At 36.3% G+C, this 15,601-nt stretch carries 17 protein-coding genes; 4 read left to right on the top strand and 13 right to left on the bottom strand.

The window, feature by feature from the left end:
* Window positions 1-30: 30 nt before the first annotated feature.
* The gene (locus ACMV0E_RS04625; RefSeq protein WP_416085203.1) at window positions 31-1,167 is read right to left on the bottom strand and encodes an ABC transporter substrate-binding protein; all 1,137 of its coding nucleotides are present in this window, start codon (window positions 1,165-1,167) and stop codon (window positions 31-33) included.
* Between the two features lie 182 nt (window positions 1,168-1,349).
* A complete protein-coding gene (locus tag ACMV0E_RS04620) occupies window positions 1,350-1,625 on the bottom strand; it encodes an HU family DNA-binding protein (protein WP_416085262.1) in 276 nt (91 codons plus the stop codon).
* 304 nt (window positions 1,626-1,929) lie between these two features.
* Between ACMV0E_RS04620 and ACMV0E_RS04615 the strand changes: the two genes are divergently transcribed.
* Together ACMV0E_RS04615 and thyX are read left to right on the top strand one after the other, a co-directional pair.
* Window positions 1,930-3,993: a ribonucleoside triphosphate reductase gene (locus ACMV0E_RS04615; protein ID WP_416085202.1), complete on the top strand. Its 2,064-nt coding sequence runs from the start codon at window positions 1,930-1,932 to the stop codon at window positions 3,991-3,993.
* 59 nt (window positions 3,994-4,052) lie between these two features.
* Window positions 4,053-4,679, top strand: coding sequence for an FAD-dependent thymidylate synthase (gene thyX / locus ACMV0E_RS04610; protein WP_416085201.1), 627 nt, complete (start codon window positions 4,053-4,055; stop codon window positions 4,677-4,679).
* Window positions 4,680-4,745: 66 nt separating this feature from the next.
* On the opposite strand, the gene ACMV0E_RS04605 is transcribed toward thyX, so the two are convergent.
* The gene (locus ACMV0E_RS04605) at window positions 4,746-6,830 is read right to left on the bottom strand and encodes a 5'-nucleotidase C-terminal domain-containing protein (RefSeq protein WP_416085200.1); all 2,085 of its coding nucleotides are present in this window, start codon (window positions 6,828-6,830) and stop codon (window positions 4,746-4,748) included.
* A 135-nt stretch (window positions 6,831-6,965) separates the two neighbouring features.
* Between ACMV0E_RS04605 and nrdD the strand changes: the two genes are divergently transcribed.
* Window positions 6,966-7,163: an anaerobic ribonucleoside-triphosphate reductase gene (gene nrdD / locus ACMV0E_RS04600; RefSeq protein ID WP_416085199.1), complete on the top strand. Its 198-nt coding sequence runs from the start codon at window positions 6,966-6,968 to the stop codon at window positions 7,161-7,163.
* A 9-nt stretch (window positions 7,164-7,172) separates the two neighbouring features.
* Window positions 7,173-7,706 carry a DUF4388 domain-containing protein gene (locus ACMV0E_RS04595; RefSeq protein ID WP_416085198.1) on the top strand — a complete coding sequence of 178 codons (534 nt, stop codon included), beginning with the start codon at window positions 7,173-7,175 and terminating at the stop codon, window positions 7,704-7,706.
* Window positions 7,707-7,735: 29 nt separating this feature from the next.
* Here ACMV0E_RS04595 and ACMV0E_RS04590 read toward each other — a convergent pair whose 3' ends face one another.
* From ACMV0E_RS04590 to fabD, 10 genes are all read right to left on the bottom strand, one after another.
* Window positions 7,736-8,464 (bottom strand): SIMPL domain-containing protein, encoded by a 729-nt coding sequence (locus tag ACMV0E_RS04590; protein WP_416085197.1) that lies wholly within the window; start codon window positions 8,462-8,464, stop codon window positions 7,736-7,738.
* 214 nt (window positions 8,465-8,678) lie between these two features.
* A complete protein-coding gene (locus ACMV0E_RS04585) occupies window positions 8,679-8,930 on the bottom strand; it encodes a DUF4405 domain-containing protein (RefSeq protein ID WP_416085196.1) in 252 nt (83 codons plus the stop codon).
* On the bottom strand, window positions 8,930-9,649 hold the full coding sequence (locus ACMV0E_RS04580) for a DUF2202 domain-containing protein (protein WP_416085195.1): 720 nt from the start codon (window positions 9,647-9,649) through the stop codon (window positions 8,930-8,932). The genes ACMV0E_RS04585 and ACMV0E_RS04580 overlap by 1 nt, the downstream gene beginning before the upstream one ends.
* 155 nt (window positions 9,650-9,804) lie before the next feature.
* Window positions 9,805-10,653 (bottom strand): thiamine pyrophosphate-dependent enzyme, encoded by an 849-nt coding sequence (locus ACMV0E_RS04575; RefSeq protein WP_416085194.1) that lies wholly within the window; start codon window positions 10,651-10,653, stop codon window positions 9,805-9,807.
* Window positions 10,650-12,170 (bottom strand): 2-oxoacid:acceptor oxidoreductase family protein, encoded by a 1,521-nt coding sequence (locus tag ACMV0E_RS04570; RefSeq protein ID WP_416085193.1) that lies wholly within the window; start codon window positions 12,168-12,170, stop codon window positions 10,650-10,652. Before ACMV0E_RS04570 ends, ACMV0E_RS04575 begins: the two co-directional genes overlap by 4 nt.
* Before the next feature lie 35 nt (window positions 12,171-12,205).
* The gene (locus ACMV0E_RS04565; protein WP_416085192.1) at window positions 12,206-12,334 is read right to left on the bottom strand and encodes a hypothetical protein; all 129 of its coding nucleotides are present in this window, start codon (window positions 12,332-12,334) and stop codon (window positions 12,206-12,208) included.
* A gap of 102 nt (window positions 12,335-12,436) precedes the next feature.
* Entirely contained in the window at window positions 12,437-13,681 is a 1,245-nt protein-coding gene (fabF, locus tag ACMV0E_RS04560; protein WP_416085191.1) for a beta-ketoacyl-ACP synthase II, read from the bottom strand.
* A 1-nt stretch (window position 13,682) separates the two neighbouring features.
* Window positions 13,683-13,925 carry an acyl carrier protein gene (gene acpP, locus ACMV0E_RS04555; protein WP_416085190.1) on the bottom strand — a complete coding sequence of 81 codons (243 nt, stop codon included), beginning with the start codon at window positions 13,923-13,925 and terminating at the stop codon, window positions 13,683-13,685.
* A gap of 25 nt (window positions 13,926-13,950) precedes the next feature.
* Complete coding sequence (gene fabG / locus ACMV0E_RS04550) at window positions 13,951-14,697, bottom strand: 3-oxoacyl-[acyl-carrier-protein] reductase (RefSeq protein ID WP_416085261.1); 747 nt, start codon at window positions 14,695-14,697, stop codon at window positions 13,951-13,953.
* Window position 14,698: 1 nt separating this feature from the next.
* On the bottom strand, window positions 14,699-15,598 hold the full coding sequence (gene fabD / locus ACMV0E_RS04545; RefSeq protein WP_416085189.1) for an ACP S-malonyltransferase: 900 nt from the start codon (window positions 15,596-15,598) through the stop codon (window positions 14,699-14,701).
* Window positions 15,599-15,601: the final 3 nt, after the last annotated feature.

The raw sequence follows: 15,601 nt of genomic DNA, 5'->3' as shown, positions 1-15,601 counted from the left end.
GGGGAAGATACTCCCCTGCCTCAAGATAAACTATGGGTTAACTGTTGTTACATATACCTGTTTACCGTTTTCTATCTTAATAATAACTGCAGGCTTAACAGGGTTCCTGTTTTCATCAAACTTAATCAAACCCGAAACTCCATGATATTCGATGTTTTTCAAAGCGTCTCTTATTTTTGCACCATCAGTTGAACCTGCATTCTGAATTGCCTGAAGGATAAGTCCCATTGCATCATATCCAAGAGCTGCAAGCGCATCAGGTGCTTCACCATATTTTGCGGTATATTTCTTGACAAACTCTTGAACTTCAGGTCTTTGATCATCCTTGGAGAAGTGGTTTGTAAAATAAGAGTTATTAACTGCATCTCCACCAATTTTAACTAAGTCTGGTGAATCCCAACCATCGCCACCAAGGAATGGTCCTTTGTATCCAAGTTGTCTTGCTTGCTTTGCCATAAGACCATCATCGTTGTAGTAATCAGAGCAATAAATTACATCAGGAGATCCTGCAAGAATTTTTGTTAAGAACGGAGTAAAGTCTGTTGTACCTGCTGGATGTCCTTCAAATGCAACAATCTGTCCACCAAGTGAAGTAAACTTATCCCTAAAGAATTCTGCAAGTCCTTTTGTATAGTCTTTACTGTTGTCAAAAAGAACACCTGCTTTTCTTGCTTTAAGGTTATTGTATGCAAACACTGCACCAACAGTACCCTGGAATGGATCAATGAAGCAGGCCCTGAAGATATAATCACCAACTTGTGTAACCTTTGGGTTAGTTGAAGTGGGTGAAACCATTGGAATTCCTGCGTTTTGGCAAATAGGAGCAATTGCAAGAGAAACCTTAATCATAACTGTACCTGCAATTGCAACAACCTTGTCCTCATTAATGAGTTTCTGTGCTGCTGTTGCGCCTTCTGTTGGGTCTCCTTTGTCATCTGCAAATACAAGTTCAACTTTATTACCAAGAACTCCACCTTTTGCGTTCCACTCCTCAATCATCATTTCATAGCCATTTCTTGTTGATACACCAAAAGTAGATGCTTCTCCTGTTACAGGACCAATACCTCCAATCTTGACGCTTGGACCTTGGGCCGTTTTACACCCCGTGAATGTTGTACTTACAAGTGCTACAATGAGTAGTAGCACAACTAATGCCTTTTTACTCATCCTTCGCCTCCTCTTAAGTTTTTTTACCCCTTATAAATTTATTGAAAGAATTATATGAAAAAAACTTTAAAGTCAAGAGATAATTTTTTACTTTGAGAAATTTATTGATTCATTTTTAAAAAGCTCTAAAATATAAAAGGGGGGCATCACCCCCCCCACAATGAAAGATAAGGCTTAGGAAACTACTTAGAAACTGCGTCCTTCAATTCTTTACCGACCTTGAAGTAAGGAACTACCTTTGCTGGAATTGAGATCTTCTTTCCGGTTCTGGGATTAACACCGTTCCTCTTTGCTCTCTCTCTTGTTGCCCAGGTTCCAAAGCCAATAAGTGCTACTTTGTCACCTTTCTTGAGAGTCTCCTTCACGACATCGATAAATGCATCGAGCATTGCTTCGACGTCTTTCTTCTTCATTCCGGTCTTCTCAGCAATTGCTGTAATGAGTTCTGGCTTGTTCATCAATTTTCACCTCCTTTCTTAATAACGCTATTTTCAAGTATTTATGCAGTATCTTTCAATAACACCGCATAAATACTTGCTTAATTCTAATATATACGAATTTTACTTTATGTCAAGAGGTTTTTAGGGTAATTTTATATTTTTGGTACTTTTTTCGAAAAATTTGACGTTTTAAAGCGCCCCGAAGCTTTACAATTTTTTAAAAAGAAACTTTGTTAAACTTAAGTTTTTAAAGATTATTTTTATAGAGTATTTGATTTTAGACCAATTTCTCTTATCCTATGCATATAAAGGAGTGATAGAAATGATAAAATTTGTCCAAAAAAGAGATGGAAGAATTGTGCCTTTTGAAAAAGAGAAGATAACTAAAGCAATTGAAAAAGCAGGAATTGCAACACATGAATTTGGGGTAGAAACAGCTAACTACCTAACAAACATTGTTGTAAATGAACTTATTGACGAAGAAGAACCATTAAACATTGAAGTCATTCAAAACAAAATCGAAGAAGTATTAATGCGAAAAGGATTCTTTCAAACTGCAAAGGCATTTATCATCTACAGAGAGAAGCGAAGAGAACTTAGAGAATTAAGAAAACATCTTAACATACCTGAACTCTTTGACCAATACATAGGAGAAGAAACCTGGGAAGTGCATGAAAATGCGAACATTGACTACTCAATACAGGGATTAAAGGCATATATTACAGGAAAAGCAGAAGAGATTTATTGGCTTGAAAAGGTCTATCCCAAGAAGATTGCAGATTACCATAGAGATGGCTTTGTACATATTCATAATCTCTCCTCACTAACTGCCTATTGTGTCGGCTGGGACCTTGAAGACCTTATTAAACGTGGTTTTGGCGGTGTTCCGGGAAAACCTTATTCTACCCCTGCCAAACACTTTTCATCAATTTTAGGACAAATGATGAATTTCCTTTTTACACTCCAAAACGAAGCGGCAGGTGCAGTGGCATTTTCATCTTTTGATACTCTTCTTGCTCCCTTCGTATACTTTGATAATTTATCCTACAAAGAGGTAAAACAGCAAATTCAAGAATTTGTATATAACATGAACCAAACAATGAGAACAGGAGGACAATCTCCATTTTCCAATATAACGGTTGATTTAACGCCGCATCCGCTTTTGAAAGACAAACCTGTTGTTATTGGAGGAAGATCAATCAAGGAATATACCTACGGCATGTTTCAAAAAGAAATGGATATTATAAACAAGGCACTTTTTGAGGTATTTATTGAAGGCGATGGGCATGGAAGACCTTTTACGTTTCCAATACCAACAATTAATATCTCTAAGGACTTTGATTGGAATAATCCAGTGCTTGAACCTGTTTGGGCTGCAACAGCAAAGTATGGGACCCCATACTTTGCAAATTACATCCGTTCGGATTTAAGACCGGAAGATGCAAGGTCAATGTGCTGCAGGCTTCGTTTGGAGACAAGAGAGCTAAAAAACAAAGGCGGAGGGCTATTTGGTGCAAATCCCCTCACAGGATCTGTGGGCGTCATCACAATTAATCTTCCTCGTATTGCATACCTTTCAAATCACAATATTAACGAATTCTATGCAATGCTTGATGAAATACTTGAAGCCTCAAAAGAAGGACTTGAAAAGAAAAGAAATGCAGTTGAAAAATTTACCGAAATGGGACTTTACCCATATTCAAGAATCTATCTTGAATCTATAAAAGAATCAACAGGACATTATTGGGATAATCACTTTTCAACAATTGGCATTATAGGTATGAACGAAGCCTTACAAATGCTTTTTGACAGATCAGTTCATATGGGAACGCAAAAAGGTATTCAATTTGCAGTTGATGTAATGCTTCATATAAGAGAAAAACTAAAGCAGTTCCAAGAAGATACAGGACACCTGTTTAATCTCGAAGCAACACCATCAGAATCAACATCTTATTCATTAGCAGTGAAGGACAAAAAAATTTATCCTGATATCGTGACTGCGGGGACAGAAGAAAACCCTTACTATACTAACTCAACACAACTCCCTGTAGACTATACAGATGACCCATTTGAACTTGCTGAGCTTCAGGAGCCGGTTCAAAGGTTATATACCGGTGGGACTGTTGTACACTTCTTCTTAGGAGAAAGACTTTACAATCCTAATTCCGCTAAGATATTTGTGAAAAAGATATTAGAAAACTTCGAAATCCCATATATTACCATTACTCCCTCATTCTCAATTTGCCCAAAGCATGGATATATAGCAGGAGAGCATGAATTTTGTCCTCTATGCGATGAAGAGCTAAAAGAGAAGGCAAAAAGGGGAGAGCTTGAAAATAATAAAAAACCTGCTAAGATTAACGTGGATTTGAAAATAGACATTTAGAAAGTAGATGCAAATAGTTTTTAGAGTATTTTTAAAAACTGAAGATTTGGGGGTGTTCTGTGCTTGAGGGCAGGGTATCTGTTACTCTTATTAACTATACTCCTAATCCGGAAATAACTGTTGCGACTGCAATGAGGCAGTCTCGCTATCAGGGTTCCGTAAAAGATTTAAATCTCAAAAGCGAAGACATCGTGCACCTCATAAACCTTGCACTGAAATTGGGGCATTTTTCTGTGTTTGAGCATATAAGTTTCACATTTGTAATTGAGGGCATCTCACGATCTTGTTCACATCAATTTGTAAGGCATAGATTTTTTTCATTTACACAGCAATCTCAAAGATATGTGAAATACGACAACCCAACATTTATAATTCCTCCATCAATCAAGAATAATTCTGATGCACTTGAAGTGTTTAAAAAAACTTTAGAGTTAATAGAAGAATCATACAAAAAACTTCTCTTATTAAAAATTCCTGAGGAAGATGCAAGATTTGTTCTGCCTAATGCAACAGAAACCAAAATGGTTGCAACTGCAAATGCAAGAGAATTAATGCACTTTTTTAAACTTCGCCTTGATCCACACGCTCAGTGGGAGATAAGAGCAATGGCTGAGGAAATGTTTAAGCAGGTTTCCTCAATTGCACCAAATATCTTTAATGAAGAAAATATAAAGTATTTCGAGTGAGTAGCTACTCATAAAAACTTTAAAAGGGGGCTCATGAGCCCCCTTTTGATATTTATATAAAGTTTCTTATGGTGTTACAAATGTTATTCTTCCGTCAACTTCTTTATACACCTTTGGATGTGCTTTAATGTAGTTTACAAGATCATCTCTCATATAATTTCCAGTTACAATTTTAATGGAAAGCGCATTCTTAAACACAGTATAGCCATCTCCACCTGCTGCCATAAAGTCATTTGTTGCCACTTTGTAAACTTTGTTTGGATCAATAGGTGTGCCGTCTAAAAGTTTTGCTTCAACAACTCTACTTCCAGGCTTCTTTGTAAGATCTACTTTTACTCGTATCCCTGAAATTTGTGCAAATCTTCCAGCTTGTGCTTCAACTTGTGAATACCCATTTTCAAGTGCCGCAAGAACATCGGAGCCTTTCAAATCAAGCATCACTATAAGATTATCGAAAGGAAGCACGGTATAGATCGTCCCAACACTTATGGGTCCTTTAGGAATAGAGGCTCTAATGCCACCGCCATTTGTAATTGCAATATCCGCACTTGAAATTTCTCTCATCCAATCCGCAATGAAATCGCCAAGGTTTGTTTCCTTAATTCTTATATTTGGTCTTGAACCGTCAAGATCCACAAGTGCTTCACCAATTACCTCTGACATCTTCTTACTTACTTCATCGTTATAGGGTTTAATAATTGAGAGAATTCCCTCATCCTCTTTAATATCGCCATTGATTGGAATTAATTTGTAGTCAATTTTTGCAAGCCTTACCGAATCGGCTTTTGCCTCGAAATAGAGTTTGACTTCACCAAGATTGTTTCCATATGAACCCGTCTGAACAATGTATGTCCCATTTACAATCGTTGGCTTATCAAGAACCGTGTGAGTATGCCCACCAATGATAAGGTTTATTCCGTTGACCTTGCTTGCAAGTTGCACGTCACCAATATCACCAGTGTAATAGTCTGTTGCAGAATACCCAAGATGTGAAAGAAGCACTATGAAGTTTGAATTATCTTTTAATGTTGAAACAACATTTGTTGCAGTCTTTACTGGGTCAAGAATCTCAAGTCCTTGAAGCCCGTTTGGATTAACAAGTATTGGAAGTTGTGGATTTTCAAGCCCAAAGAGACCAAGCTTTACAAAGCCAAAAGACTTTATATCATAGGGTTTGCTCATAAAAGTAGAATTTGTTTTTGTATCAATGACATTGGAGCAGATGTATGTGTATTTTGCCTCTGATACCCTTTCTGCAAGGACATCTTTTCCCCAATCAAATTCATGGTTCCCAAATGTTGCATAGTTATAACCCATTGCATTGTAAACCTCAATTACGTCCTTCCCGTAGAAGAACGCTCCAATTGGAGGACCACCGCCAATTGCATCTCCTGCATCAACAAGAAGTGTTCTATCCGGATTATATGCTCTTTCCTCTTTAACAACTGTATAAATCCTTGCGCTTCCACCAATAGGTTTCTTGTCTTTATCGGTTGAACCAAGTAAATACATATGGAAGTCATTTGTATGTAGTATTGTTATAACAGGGAATCTTGAAGATGCAAGCATATGCGCAAACGCCTCTCTTGTTATTGGTTTTCCTGCACCAAGTGTATCACCTGTAGGTTTATAAAATCCCATTTTTACAAAGTAATTTACAAAATCTTTTGCCTCAGGAAGAAGCATATTTGCATCTTTGAAATTTGAGATCACATTTTCTGCTTGTGGATTTGTAATCTTAAGAGCCCTTGAAAGAACCAAAACCGCTTCATCAAGTGTAATAGGACTGTTTGGTTTAAATGTGCCATCTGGATACCCCATAAAGACCTTTGCCCTTGCAAGTGTTTCAATGTAAGGAGATGCCCAGAAATCTTTTGGTGTGTCCTTAAAGGTATACTTCGAAAGGTTAAACCATGGGATAAAGTCGTAAGGAAATGCCTTTACTATCATTTTGGCAAATTCAGCTCTTGTAAGAGTGCGCTCAAGATGAAGACTTTGATCAGGATAACCCTGAAGAACACCCCTTTCTACAAGTACATCTAAATCAACATTACCATAGGTTGTAGCATTTGCAAACTGTTGTTTGGGAAGAGCTGGAATAAACGTGACAAGTAAAAACAGTACTACAAAAACCGAAATAAACTTCTTCATTTTCACTACCCCCTTCCTTTCATAAATTTTGTATTTTCATTAGTATTATATACTTTTTATAAGAATTTTTTAAATGATTAAAAAATTTTTTCTTTTTTTACATTTCTGTATATAATTTAAAAGAAGGAGGAAGAGATGGAAGAGAAAGTGTTAAGAGAAGGTGACCTTGTTCTTGAAGATGGCACTATCATTAGAGAAGAGTTAAGGACTCGTTGTGAAATTTGGTCAAGACCTGTTGGTTATTTAAGACCCGTACAGCATTGGAATAACGGAAAAAGGGAAGAATTTAAAGAAAGAAGGCGTTTCAAGATAGAGGACTCAAAAGAGGCATAAAAGAGTCTAATGAAAGGTTCTCTCGAAAGTTTTTCGCTTGAAGAACTCCTGCAGGCTATAAACCAATCGAAAAAATTTGGAAGAATTGATATTCAAGGCGCTCACGGACAGTATGGAATTTATATTAACAAAGACAGCATATACCATGCATTTTCTCCTCACTATGAACGTGGAATAAATGCCCTTTTTGAAGCTTTCATCGAAGCAAAAGGCACATTTGAATTCAAAGATATGTTAAACTCTAAATATATAACAATCTCAAAACCATTTTTTGACCTAATTACAGAAGGACTAAAAATAAAAGAAGAACTTTCAGACTTAAATAGCAAGATCTTTGATGATACTGAATTTGAGTTATCTCACGAAACAAATCTTGAATCTATTTCAATATCGGGAAGTGACTTAAAGTTTTTAAGTAAGCTCGGAAAAGGAATGCCTGTTGCTTTAATACTTAAAGAGGAAAACATCGATTATATAACGTTTTTAAAGAAATTAAAGACATTTATAGAACTTAACCTCGTAAAAATTAAAAAAGCCGGATAGAAATCCGGCTTTAAAAAAATTCCTAAATTTTAGTCAAACGTAAATACAACCTGCACATTAGCATTTACCTTTAATGTTCCGCCTTGGACGGGTACATTAGTTTCAGATTGTCCTGCCATAAATGATTTAAAGATAGGCTGAGGATAATTTATAGATTCAATAGAAATAGACTTAATACCTGTAACTTTGTAGTTTGTGTTCTTTAACGATGCGTCAGCCTTTGCACGTGCATTTTGCATAGCATTCTCGATTGCTTTAAGTTTAAGATCCTCTTTGTTTGAGACATCAAAAGAAATACCACCAATATCGTTAACACCTGCTTTTACAATGGCGCTTAGAATTCTACCTACTTCTTCTATCTTTGTTTCAACAAGAAAGTTTTCAGATGCTCTATAGCCTTCAAGAGTTGATTTGCCTGTTTGTGGATTGTATGAATAAATAGGAGAGAGATTTAGATTTGTTGTTTTAATTTTCTCCTTTGCAATACCTTGCTTCAAAAGGATATCCATAATTCCATTTGCCTTTATTGCAAGTCCATCCATTGCTTTTGCTGGATCTGGATCTTCAAAGAAGACTCCAAAATTAAGGTAAGAAACATCTGGCACAACTTCAACATAACCTTCCCCTGTCACAGAAATTGTGTGGTTCATAGGATCAGAATCAGCAGTTGCAAAACCCTTCGGAAGGGTTCTTCCACCAATAAAAACAACTGTCAAAATCGCAATTACTACAAATAATACTAATAATTTTTTATTCATTTCCTTCACCTCCACTAATTAGATACAGGCAATTTCAAAAAAGTTCCATAAAGTTAAAAAATTTTTCTTTTTTAAAGAGCATTATTAGAAAAAACCTATTTATAAAAACAGGGCTCGATTCTATAAATCGAGCCTAATAAAAATCTTTTAGTTTCTTATATATAAGTTTTTGTCCTTATTAAACAAATTATCTCATTTTTGTAAATTTTAAAGTTTAGTAAAAGATGTATAACAACAAGAGCTCCAAAACCATTCCAGGAACATTATGCATAGCCTCAAGACTTTCCTTTGAAAAGCCTAAAAAAGTCCAATTGGTTATTTTTGCAATTCTACCTGAAGGTGCAAAGTAAAGACCAATCCCAGAAAAAGTGACAGGTATAAAAAGAAGGAGAATAAGAGTCGAAAGTATTGCTTTAATTTTTACTATAAGAAGGTTTATATTAAGAATTCTCCTTCTTGTTTCCATTAGTGACCTCCAGATTTACCGAAATTTCCTTTACCGTTAGAACTCCCATTTGAAGTTCCAACTATTGCGTTATACTCTTCAACCGAAAGAAGAACAGGGGCATATTTAATACCATTTGAGGACAGTTGACTAACAAAAGCCCTAAGATGATTTTTTGAGCCATTCATAAGATTTGTATAAACAGTTTTTATGTCGTTTTTGTCTGTATTATTAATATAAGATTTAAGGTCAATAATATCGGTTTCTTCTATAAGAGCACCAACCTTAAGTGCATCAACAATAGATTTAGAACCTTGTGTGGTTAAATCATTATACAACTGCTGAAGATGAGGGTCTGTAAAAACTCCCTGTTTATAAAGAGTTGATGGTACAACAAGTCCATACTTTTCAATAAGTCCTAAAACTTCGTTCATGTGAGTTTGCTCAGAGCTTTGAATATTCTTGAATATTGTTAAACCCCATAAGTCATATAGATATGAGTATACATCGTGAGCAAGTTTCTCCTCTTCAACTATGTATAGAATTCCATCCTTTTCTATATTGGTAAGGTCAGTAGTTGTTTGTGTTGTCGTTGTATGCGAAACCGAAACCTCAGTTGAATTGATTGGTAGGTTATTATTTACATAGCCTTCGCTATTCAAATTTGCACTGCTACAACCTGTAAATATAATCATAATAGCCAATATTATTGATCCAATTTCTAAGAATGTTTTCTTCATTTTAACCTCCTAAAGGTAATATTTTTTATTAATTCTATTTTATATTTTAGTTACAATTATGAAGGAATTATAAAAAAAATTGTTGTGCTGTGTAGAAATTTAAATTAGGGCACAAATCTTTTGTGCCCTAAAAGTTTTTCAATAGAACGATTTTATTATATATTAAGGAATTCTCTAATCTTTTGAAGCCGTTTTTCCTTTGTTAAACTTTCCTTAAAGAGATTTTTTCCCTCTAAAAGAAGTTCATGATGAACTGACTTATCTTCCTTGTAAAATATACCAAGAGGAATTTTATCTTGAACATTTGAGATCTCAATTGCCTCTTCTTTTGTAGTTGCAATCTTATCTACAAAGAATGTATTTTTATTGTAAAGTTCATAGGTATCATTGAATGATACGCATGGTTGAAGCACATCAACAAAAGAAAATCCCTTGTGAAGTATTGCTTCAACAAAAATATTCGTCAATTCCTTTATTTTTGCAGAATATCCTCTTGCAACAAATGTAGCGCCAGAATCAAGTACCAATTTTATGGGATTGAGAGGTTCTTCCACCGAGCCAAAAGGTGTTGAAGGTCCTTTGAAACCTTTTGGTGAAACAGGGGTAAATTGCCCCGTTGTAAGCCCATATACACCGTTATTATGCATTATTATTGTAATATCAGCGTTCCTTTTTGCTGCAAAAAGGACATGTTCAAGCCCCTCACCCATTGCATCGCCATCTCCAACAAAGGCTACAACATATAAGTCAGGATTTCCTAATTTCATTCCTTGCGCTGTAGCAACGGCCCGTCCATGAAGGGAGTAAAATCCACTCAAATTCAAATAATCAAAGATTTTTCCATGGCAACCAATACCTGCAGTAATTAAAACATGGGATTTCTTAACGCCTCTATTCTCCAATTCCTTTATTGCACCTTTAAATGCAGTAAATATTCCAAAATTACCACAACCAGGACACCATGTATTTTCTTCATATGTTGTAAGCTCATCTCTTACGCTCATGATAACGCCTCCTTTATTGCTTTTGCAAGGCTTTCAACTTCAAAAGGCCTACCGTCATATTTCCTAATGTGGCTATTAACTTCAATGCCTGTTTTCTCCTTAAGAAGTTTTTCAAAGGATCCCATAACGCTTTGTTCTATAACACATGATTTCACACCACTAAATTGTTTAAATTCCCAAGAAGGAAATGGCTCAAGGTAAATCGGTTGAACAACTCTTGCTTCAATTTTTCCAAATTTGAGCGCTTCAAGAACAGACATAGTTGTTGAACCATATGTATAGATAATGGGTGCATTATCACCCAAATGTGAATTATAAATATTAACGGTTTTCAGGCTTTTAAATTTCTCGATGATTGAGTTATACTTCCTAAATCTTTTATCGTGCATCTTTGTTATCATCTCTGGATCCTCTGTTGAAAGTCCGTATTCATCATGCTCATAACTTGAAAACTTAATTACACTTTGGGAGGGTGGAAAAAGTAATGGCGATACTCCAGAATCTGTTAGTTTATATCTAAGATATTCACCATCTGTATGCTTAAAATAATCCGCAAAACTCGCTTTATCGAGGTCAATTTCAAATGTTTTTCTACTCTCTGAAAGATGTTTTTCTGTTAAAAGAATGGAAACGGTTTGAAATTCCCATGCAAGAGACAAAAGTTCGGATGCAAGATAGAATGCCTCCTCATGTGTTCCTGGTGATGAAACAATTTTCGGAAATTCACCATGCCCCTGGTTCAAAGCAAAATAAAGGTCACCTTGTTCTGTATAAGTCGGCACTCCCGTTGAAGGACCCGGTCTTGATGATAAAACAGCCAAAATTGGAGTTTCTGTCATACCTGCTAAAGATAAAGCTTCCTCCATAAGAGCAAAACCTCCACCAGAAGAAGCAACCATTGTTTTGAGACCAACAGAAGCAGCACCTATTGCCATATTTATAACCGCAATCTCATTTTCAGGATGCATTACCCCAATCTCGAAATCCCTTGTATGTGCCGCAAGGAAATGCAAAATTGTTGAAGCAGGAGTCATAGGATAGGCAAAGAACATATCAAGGCCACCTGCATATGCACCAAGAGGGATTGCTTCATTGCCAGATACAACAGGCATTCTCTTATTTCCTTTATCTAATTGAATACGTTCTCCCTTGAATTGCGAAACAAAATAATCATAAACTTCGTTTGCAAAACTAATATTATTTTCTACATCTCTAAAATTTTCCTTTATGAGATTTGCAAGTTCATCTTTTGAAAGACCTAATACACCGAAAAGAACTGATAATGCAGAGATACCTAACCTTAATTCTGGGTTTGGATACTTCCTTCCAAAAGTTGTAAGAGGAATGCCAATATGATTTTGTTCGGCTTCTTCCACAAGATCTGAATTATACACAACAACACCATTTTTGATTGCCTCATCCTTGTGCTTATTATAACTTCTCTCATCTAACGCAACAATTACATCCTTTTTCTCATAGTGGCTAAAATAGGTTCTGTTGATGTAGAAACAACGCAAAAATTGTGCCCACCTTTAATTAGACTCTGATAGTCTTACATTTCAAAGGCATATCTTCCCATGTTTGAAAAGAAAGAACTTAAAACCGCACCAATCTTTTTCACCCCGTTACCTGCTGATCCACCAACGAGGATTGTAAAAATATCTTTTTTAGATGAATCCAAAATAACCACCTCCTTGCTTAATTATAACACATTTAAAATAATTTTAGGGAGGCTTAACCTCCCTAATCCTCCTATTGAAAAATTGGTCAGCGGCGAAGTGTTTTATCCTTCAAATTTCTTAAAGACAAGTACTACGTTGTGCCCACCAAATCCAAAAGAATTCTTTAAAGCAACCTTAATGTTTGCTTCTCTTGGTTTATTGGGAACATAATCTAAGTCACATTCTGGGTCAGGTACCTCATAGTTAATGGTTGGGAAAATAACCCCCTTTTGGATTGAAAGAACCGTTGCAACAGATTCAAGGGCTGCCGAAGCTCCCAACAAATGCCCTGTTTGTGATTTTGTAGAGCTTACAGGGATTTTATACGCAAGATCCTGGAAAACCTGCTTAATCGCAAAGGTTTCGTTCTTATCGTTAAGAGGCGTAGAAGTACCATGCGCATTTATATAATTTACATCTTCCTTATTTACCCCTGCCTTTTTCATAGCAAGTTCCATTGCCCTAATAACTTCCTTTGCCGAAGGATCTGGTGCTGTTACATGATATGCATCATTTGTAGTACCATAACCTGCAAGCTCTGCGTAGATTTTAGCACCACGTTTTTTGGCATGGCTCAAAGATTCCAGGATGAGAATTCCTGCACCCTCTCCCATTACAAAACCATCTCGTTCTTTATCAAATGGACGAGAAGCATGTTCTGGGTCATCATTTCTTTTTGAAAGTGCACGCATCGATGCAAATGCAGCAACAGCAGTTGGAGTAAATGGAGCTTCAGCACCACCTGTCACAACAATATCAAGATCCCCTCTTTCTATTGCAAGCATTGCTTGTCCTATTGTTTTTGCAGAGGAGGCACATGCTGCAACCGAAGCATTTGTCTCACCTTTGAAGCCATATTTAAGAGCAACATATGCTGGTATTGCATCAATAATCATCTGAGTTATAAGGAAGGGGCTTACACGAGATGGTCCCTTTTCTTTATTTACAAGAATCTGCTGCTCAAGGGATATAATGCCGCCAACCCCAGAAGTTATATAAACACCAACTCTTTCGGGGTCAATAGCATTTGTATCTATACCTGCATCTTCAATTGCCTCTTTTGCTGCAGCAAATGCAAAGTGCTGAACTCTGTCAAGGCGAGGAACTTCTTTCTTATCAAGGTAGTTTTCGGGATTGAAGTCCTTTATCTCGCCACCTATTTGAACAGAGATCTGAGATGCATCAAAGGAAGAAATCTTTGAAACACCAGACTTTTGAGAAAGCAATCCTTCCAAAAATGCATTAATTCCAATTCCAATGGAAGATACCACTCCTAAACCTGTAATAACAACCCTTTCTTTTTCCATACTACCCTAAGTGCTCCTTAATGTATGAAATTGTTGCACCAATAGTTGTTATTTTATTAATGTCTTCGTCTGGGATCTTTACGCCAAATTCATCTTCAAGAGCCATTGCAATGTCAACAAGTGCAAGGGAATCTGCACCAAGATCCTTTACATATTCAGCAGAATCAACAATTTTGTCATCTTCCACGCCTAACTTCTCTTTTACAACCTTTAAAACTTTTTCTCTAATTTCTCTTTCTTCCATTTCTAACCTCCTTAAAATTTAAATTTTATGTTAATGACAAACCACCATCAACAATTATAACACTTCCTGTAATATAACTTGCAAGAGGAGAAGCAAGGAAAACAACAACATTTGCAATATCTTCAGGCTTACCTGCTCTCTTCAAAACAATCTTATTTAAATAGGTTTCTTTTACATTTTGAGGTAATCTTTCTGTCATTTCGGTCTCAATATAACCAGGTGCAACAAGATTTGAAGTAATTCCTCTTGAACCGTATTCAAGCGCAACTGCCTTCGTAAAACCAATAAGCCCTGCTTTAGAGGATACATAGTTTGCCTGTCCAACATTTCCTGTAATTCCAACGATTGAACCAATATTTACAATTCGCCCAGAATTATTCTTAATCATGTATTTAAGTGCGTGCTTTGTCATAAGAAATGCACCCTTAAGATTTGTGTCTAAAACTGCATCCCAATCATCAACACTCATCCTTAGAAGAAGTGTATCACGAGTTATGCCAGCATTATTTACAAGAACGTCAATTCTTCCAAACTTATCTATGATTTGTCTGATTGCATTTTCAGAAGAAGCCTCATCAACAACATTGCATTGGAAAATCTCTGCAACTCCACCAAAGGATTCAATTTCGCTTTTTGTTTTTAATGCATCGTCAACTCTTGAAGTATAAATAATTGAAACACTACTTCCCGCCTTTGCAAGAGCAATTGAAATTGCACGCCCTATCCCTCTTCCACCACCTGTTACAACTGAAACTGTATTCTTGAGATTTATCTCAAGCATTAAAAACCTCCTCGGAAAGTTTCACAGTTGTGCCCTTAATAATTCTCTCAATGAGACCTTTTAAAACATTTTTAGGTCCAACTTCGTAGTAATCTTTTACTCCCATTGAATCCATCTTTAAAACCGAATCAACCCAGTTTACTGAGCCTGTTAATTGCTTCTTTAAGTTTTCTTTTATTCGGCTCACATCTCTTTCAGGTTCTGCTGTAACATTTTGAATTATTGGAATTGAAGGTGTCTTAAATTCTGCTTCATCAATTGCTTTTGACATATGAGGAACAACTGGCTCCATTAAAGGCGAGTGAAATGCAGCAGAAACTTCAAGCGGCTTTACAAGACGTGCACCAAGCTCTTTTGCAATTTTTTGTGCCTCGGCAATTGCTTCAACTGATCCAGAAAGGACAACTTGGTCAAAGGCATTATAGTTTGCGTTAACAATTACACCAACTTTAGAAGCTTCATCAAGAACTTTTTGTATTTTTTCCTTATCAAGGCCAATCACTGCAAGCATTTTTCCAGGTGCCTCGTAAGATGCACTTTTCATAAGTAACCCACGAGTTCTCACAAGTTTAAGCCCCGTTTCAAAAGAAAAAACTTCCGCTGAAAATAGAGCCGAATACTCACCAAGGCTATGCCCAGAAACGACCTGTGGTTTTATTCCTTTTTCCTTAAGAAGCAGATCATAAATTGCAGATACCGTATAAAGAGCAGGTTGAGTAATGTCAGTTGAGGTCAATAGTTCTTGGGGTCCTTTTTCGCAAATTTCCAAAAGATCAAAACCTAAAATCTCTGATGCTTTGCTAAATAATTCCTTTTTGATTGAGCTTTCAGGGATTTTTGCACTCATCCCCACATACTGCGAACCCTGTCCCGGAAAAACAAATGCAATCATGCC

The organism is Caldisericum insulae (assembly GCF_047785965.1).
GTDB classification, from domain to species: Bacteria; Caldisericota; Caldisericia; order Caldisericales; family Caldisericaceae; genus Caldisericum; species Caldisericum exile_A.
Note: the sequence above shows the minus strand (reverse complement) of the source record. Positions and strands in the feature narration are given on the sequence as shown.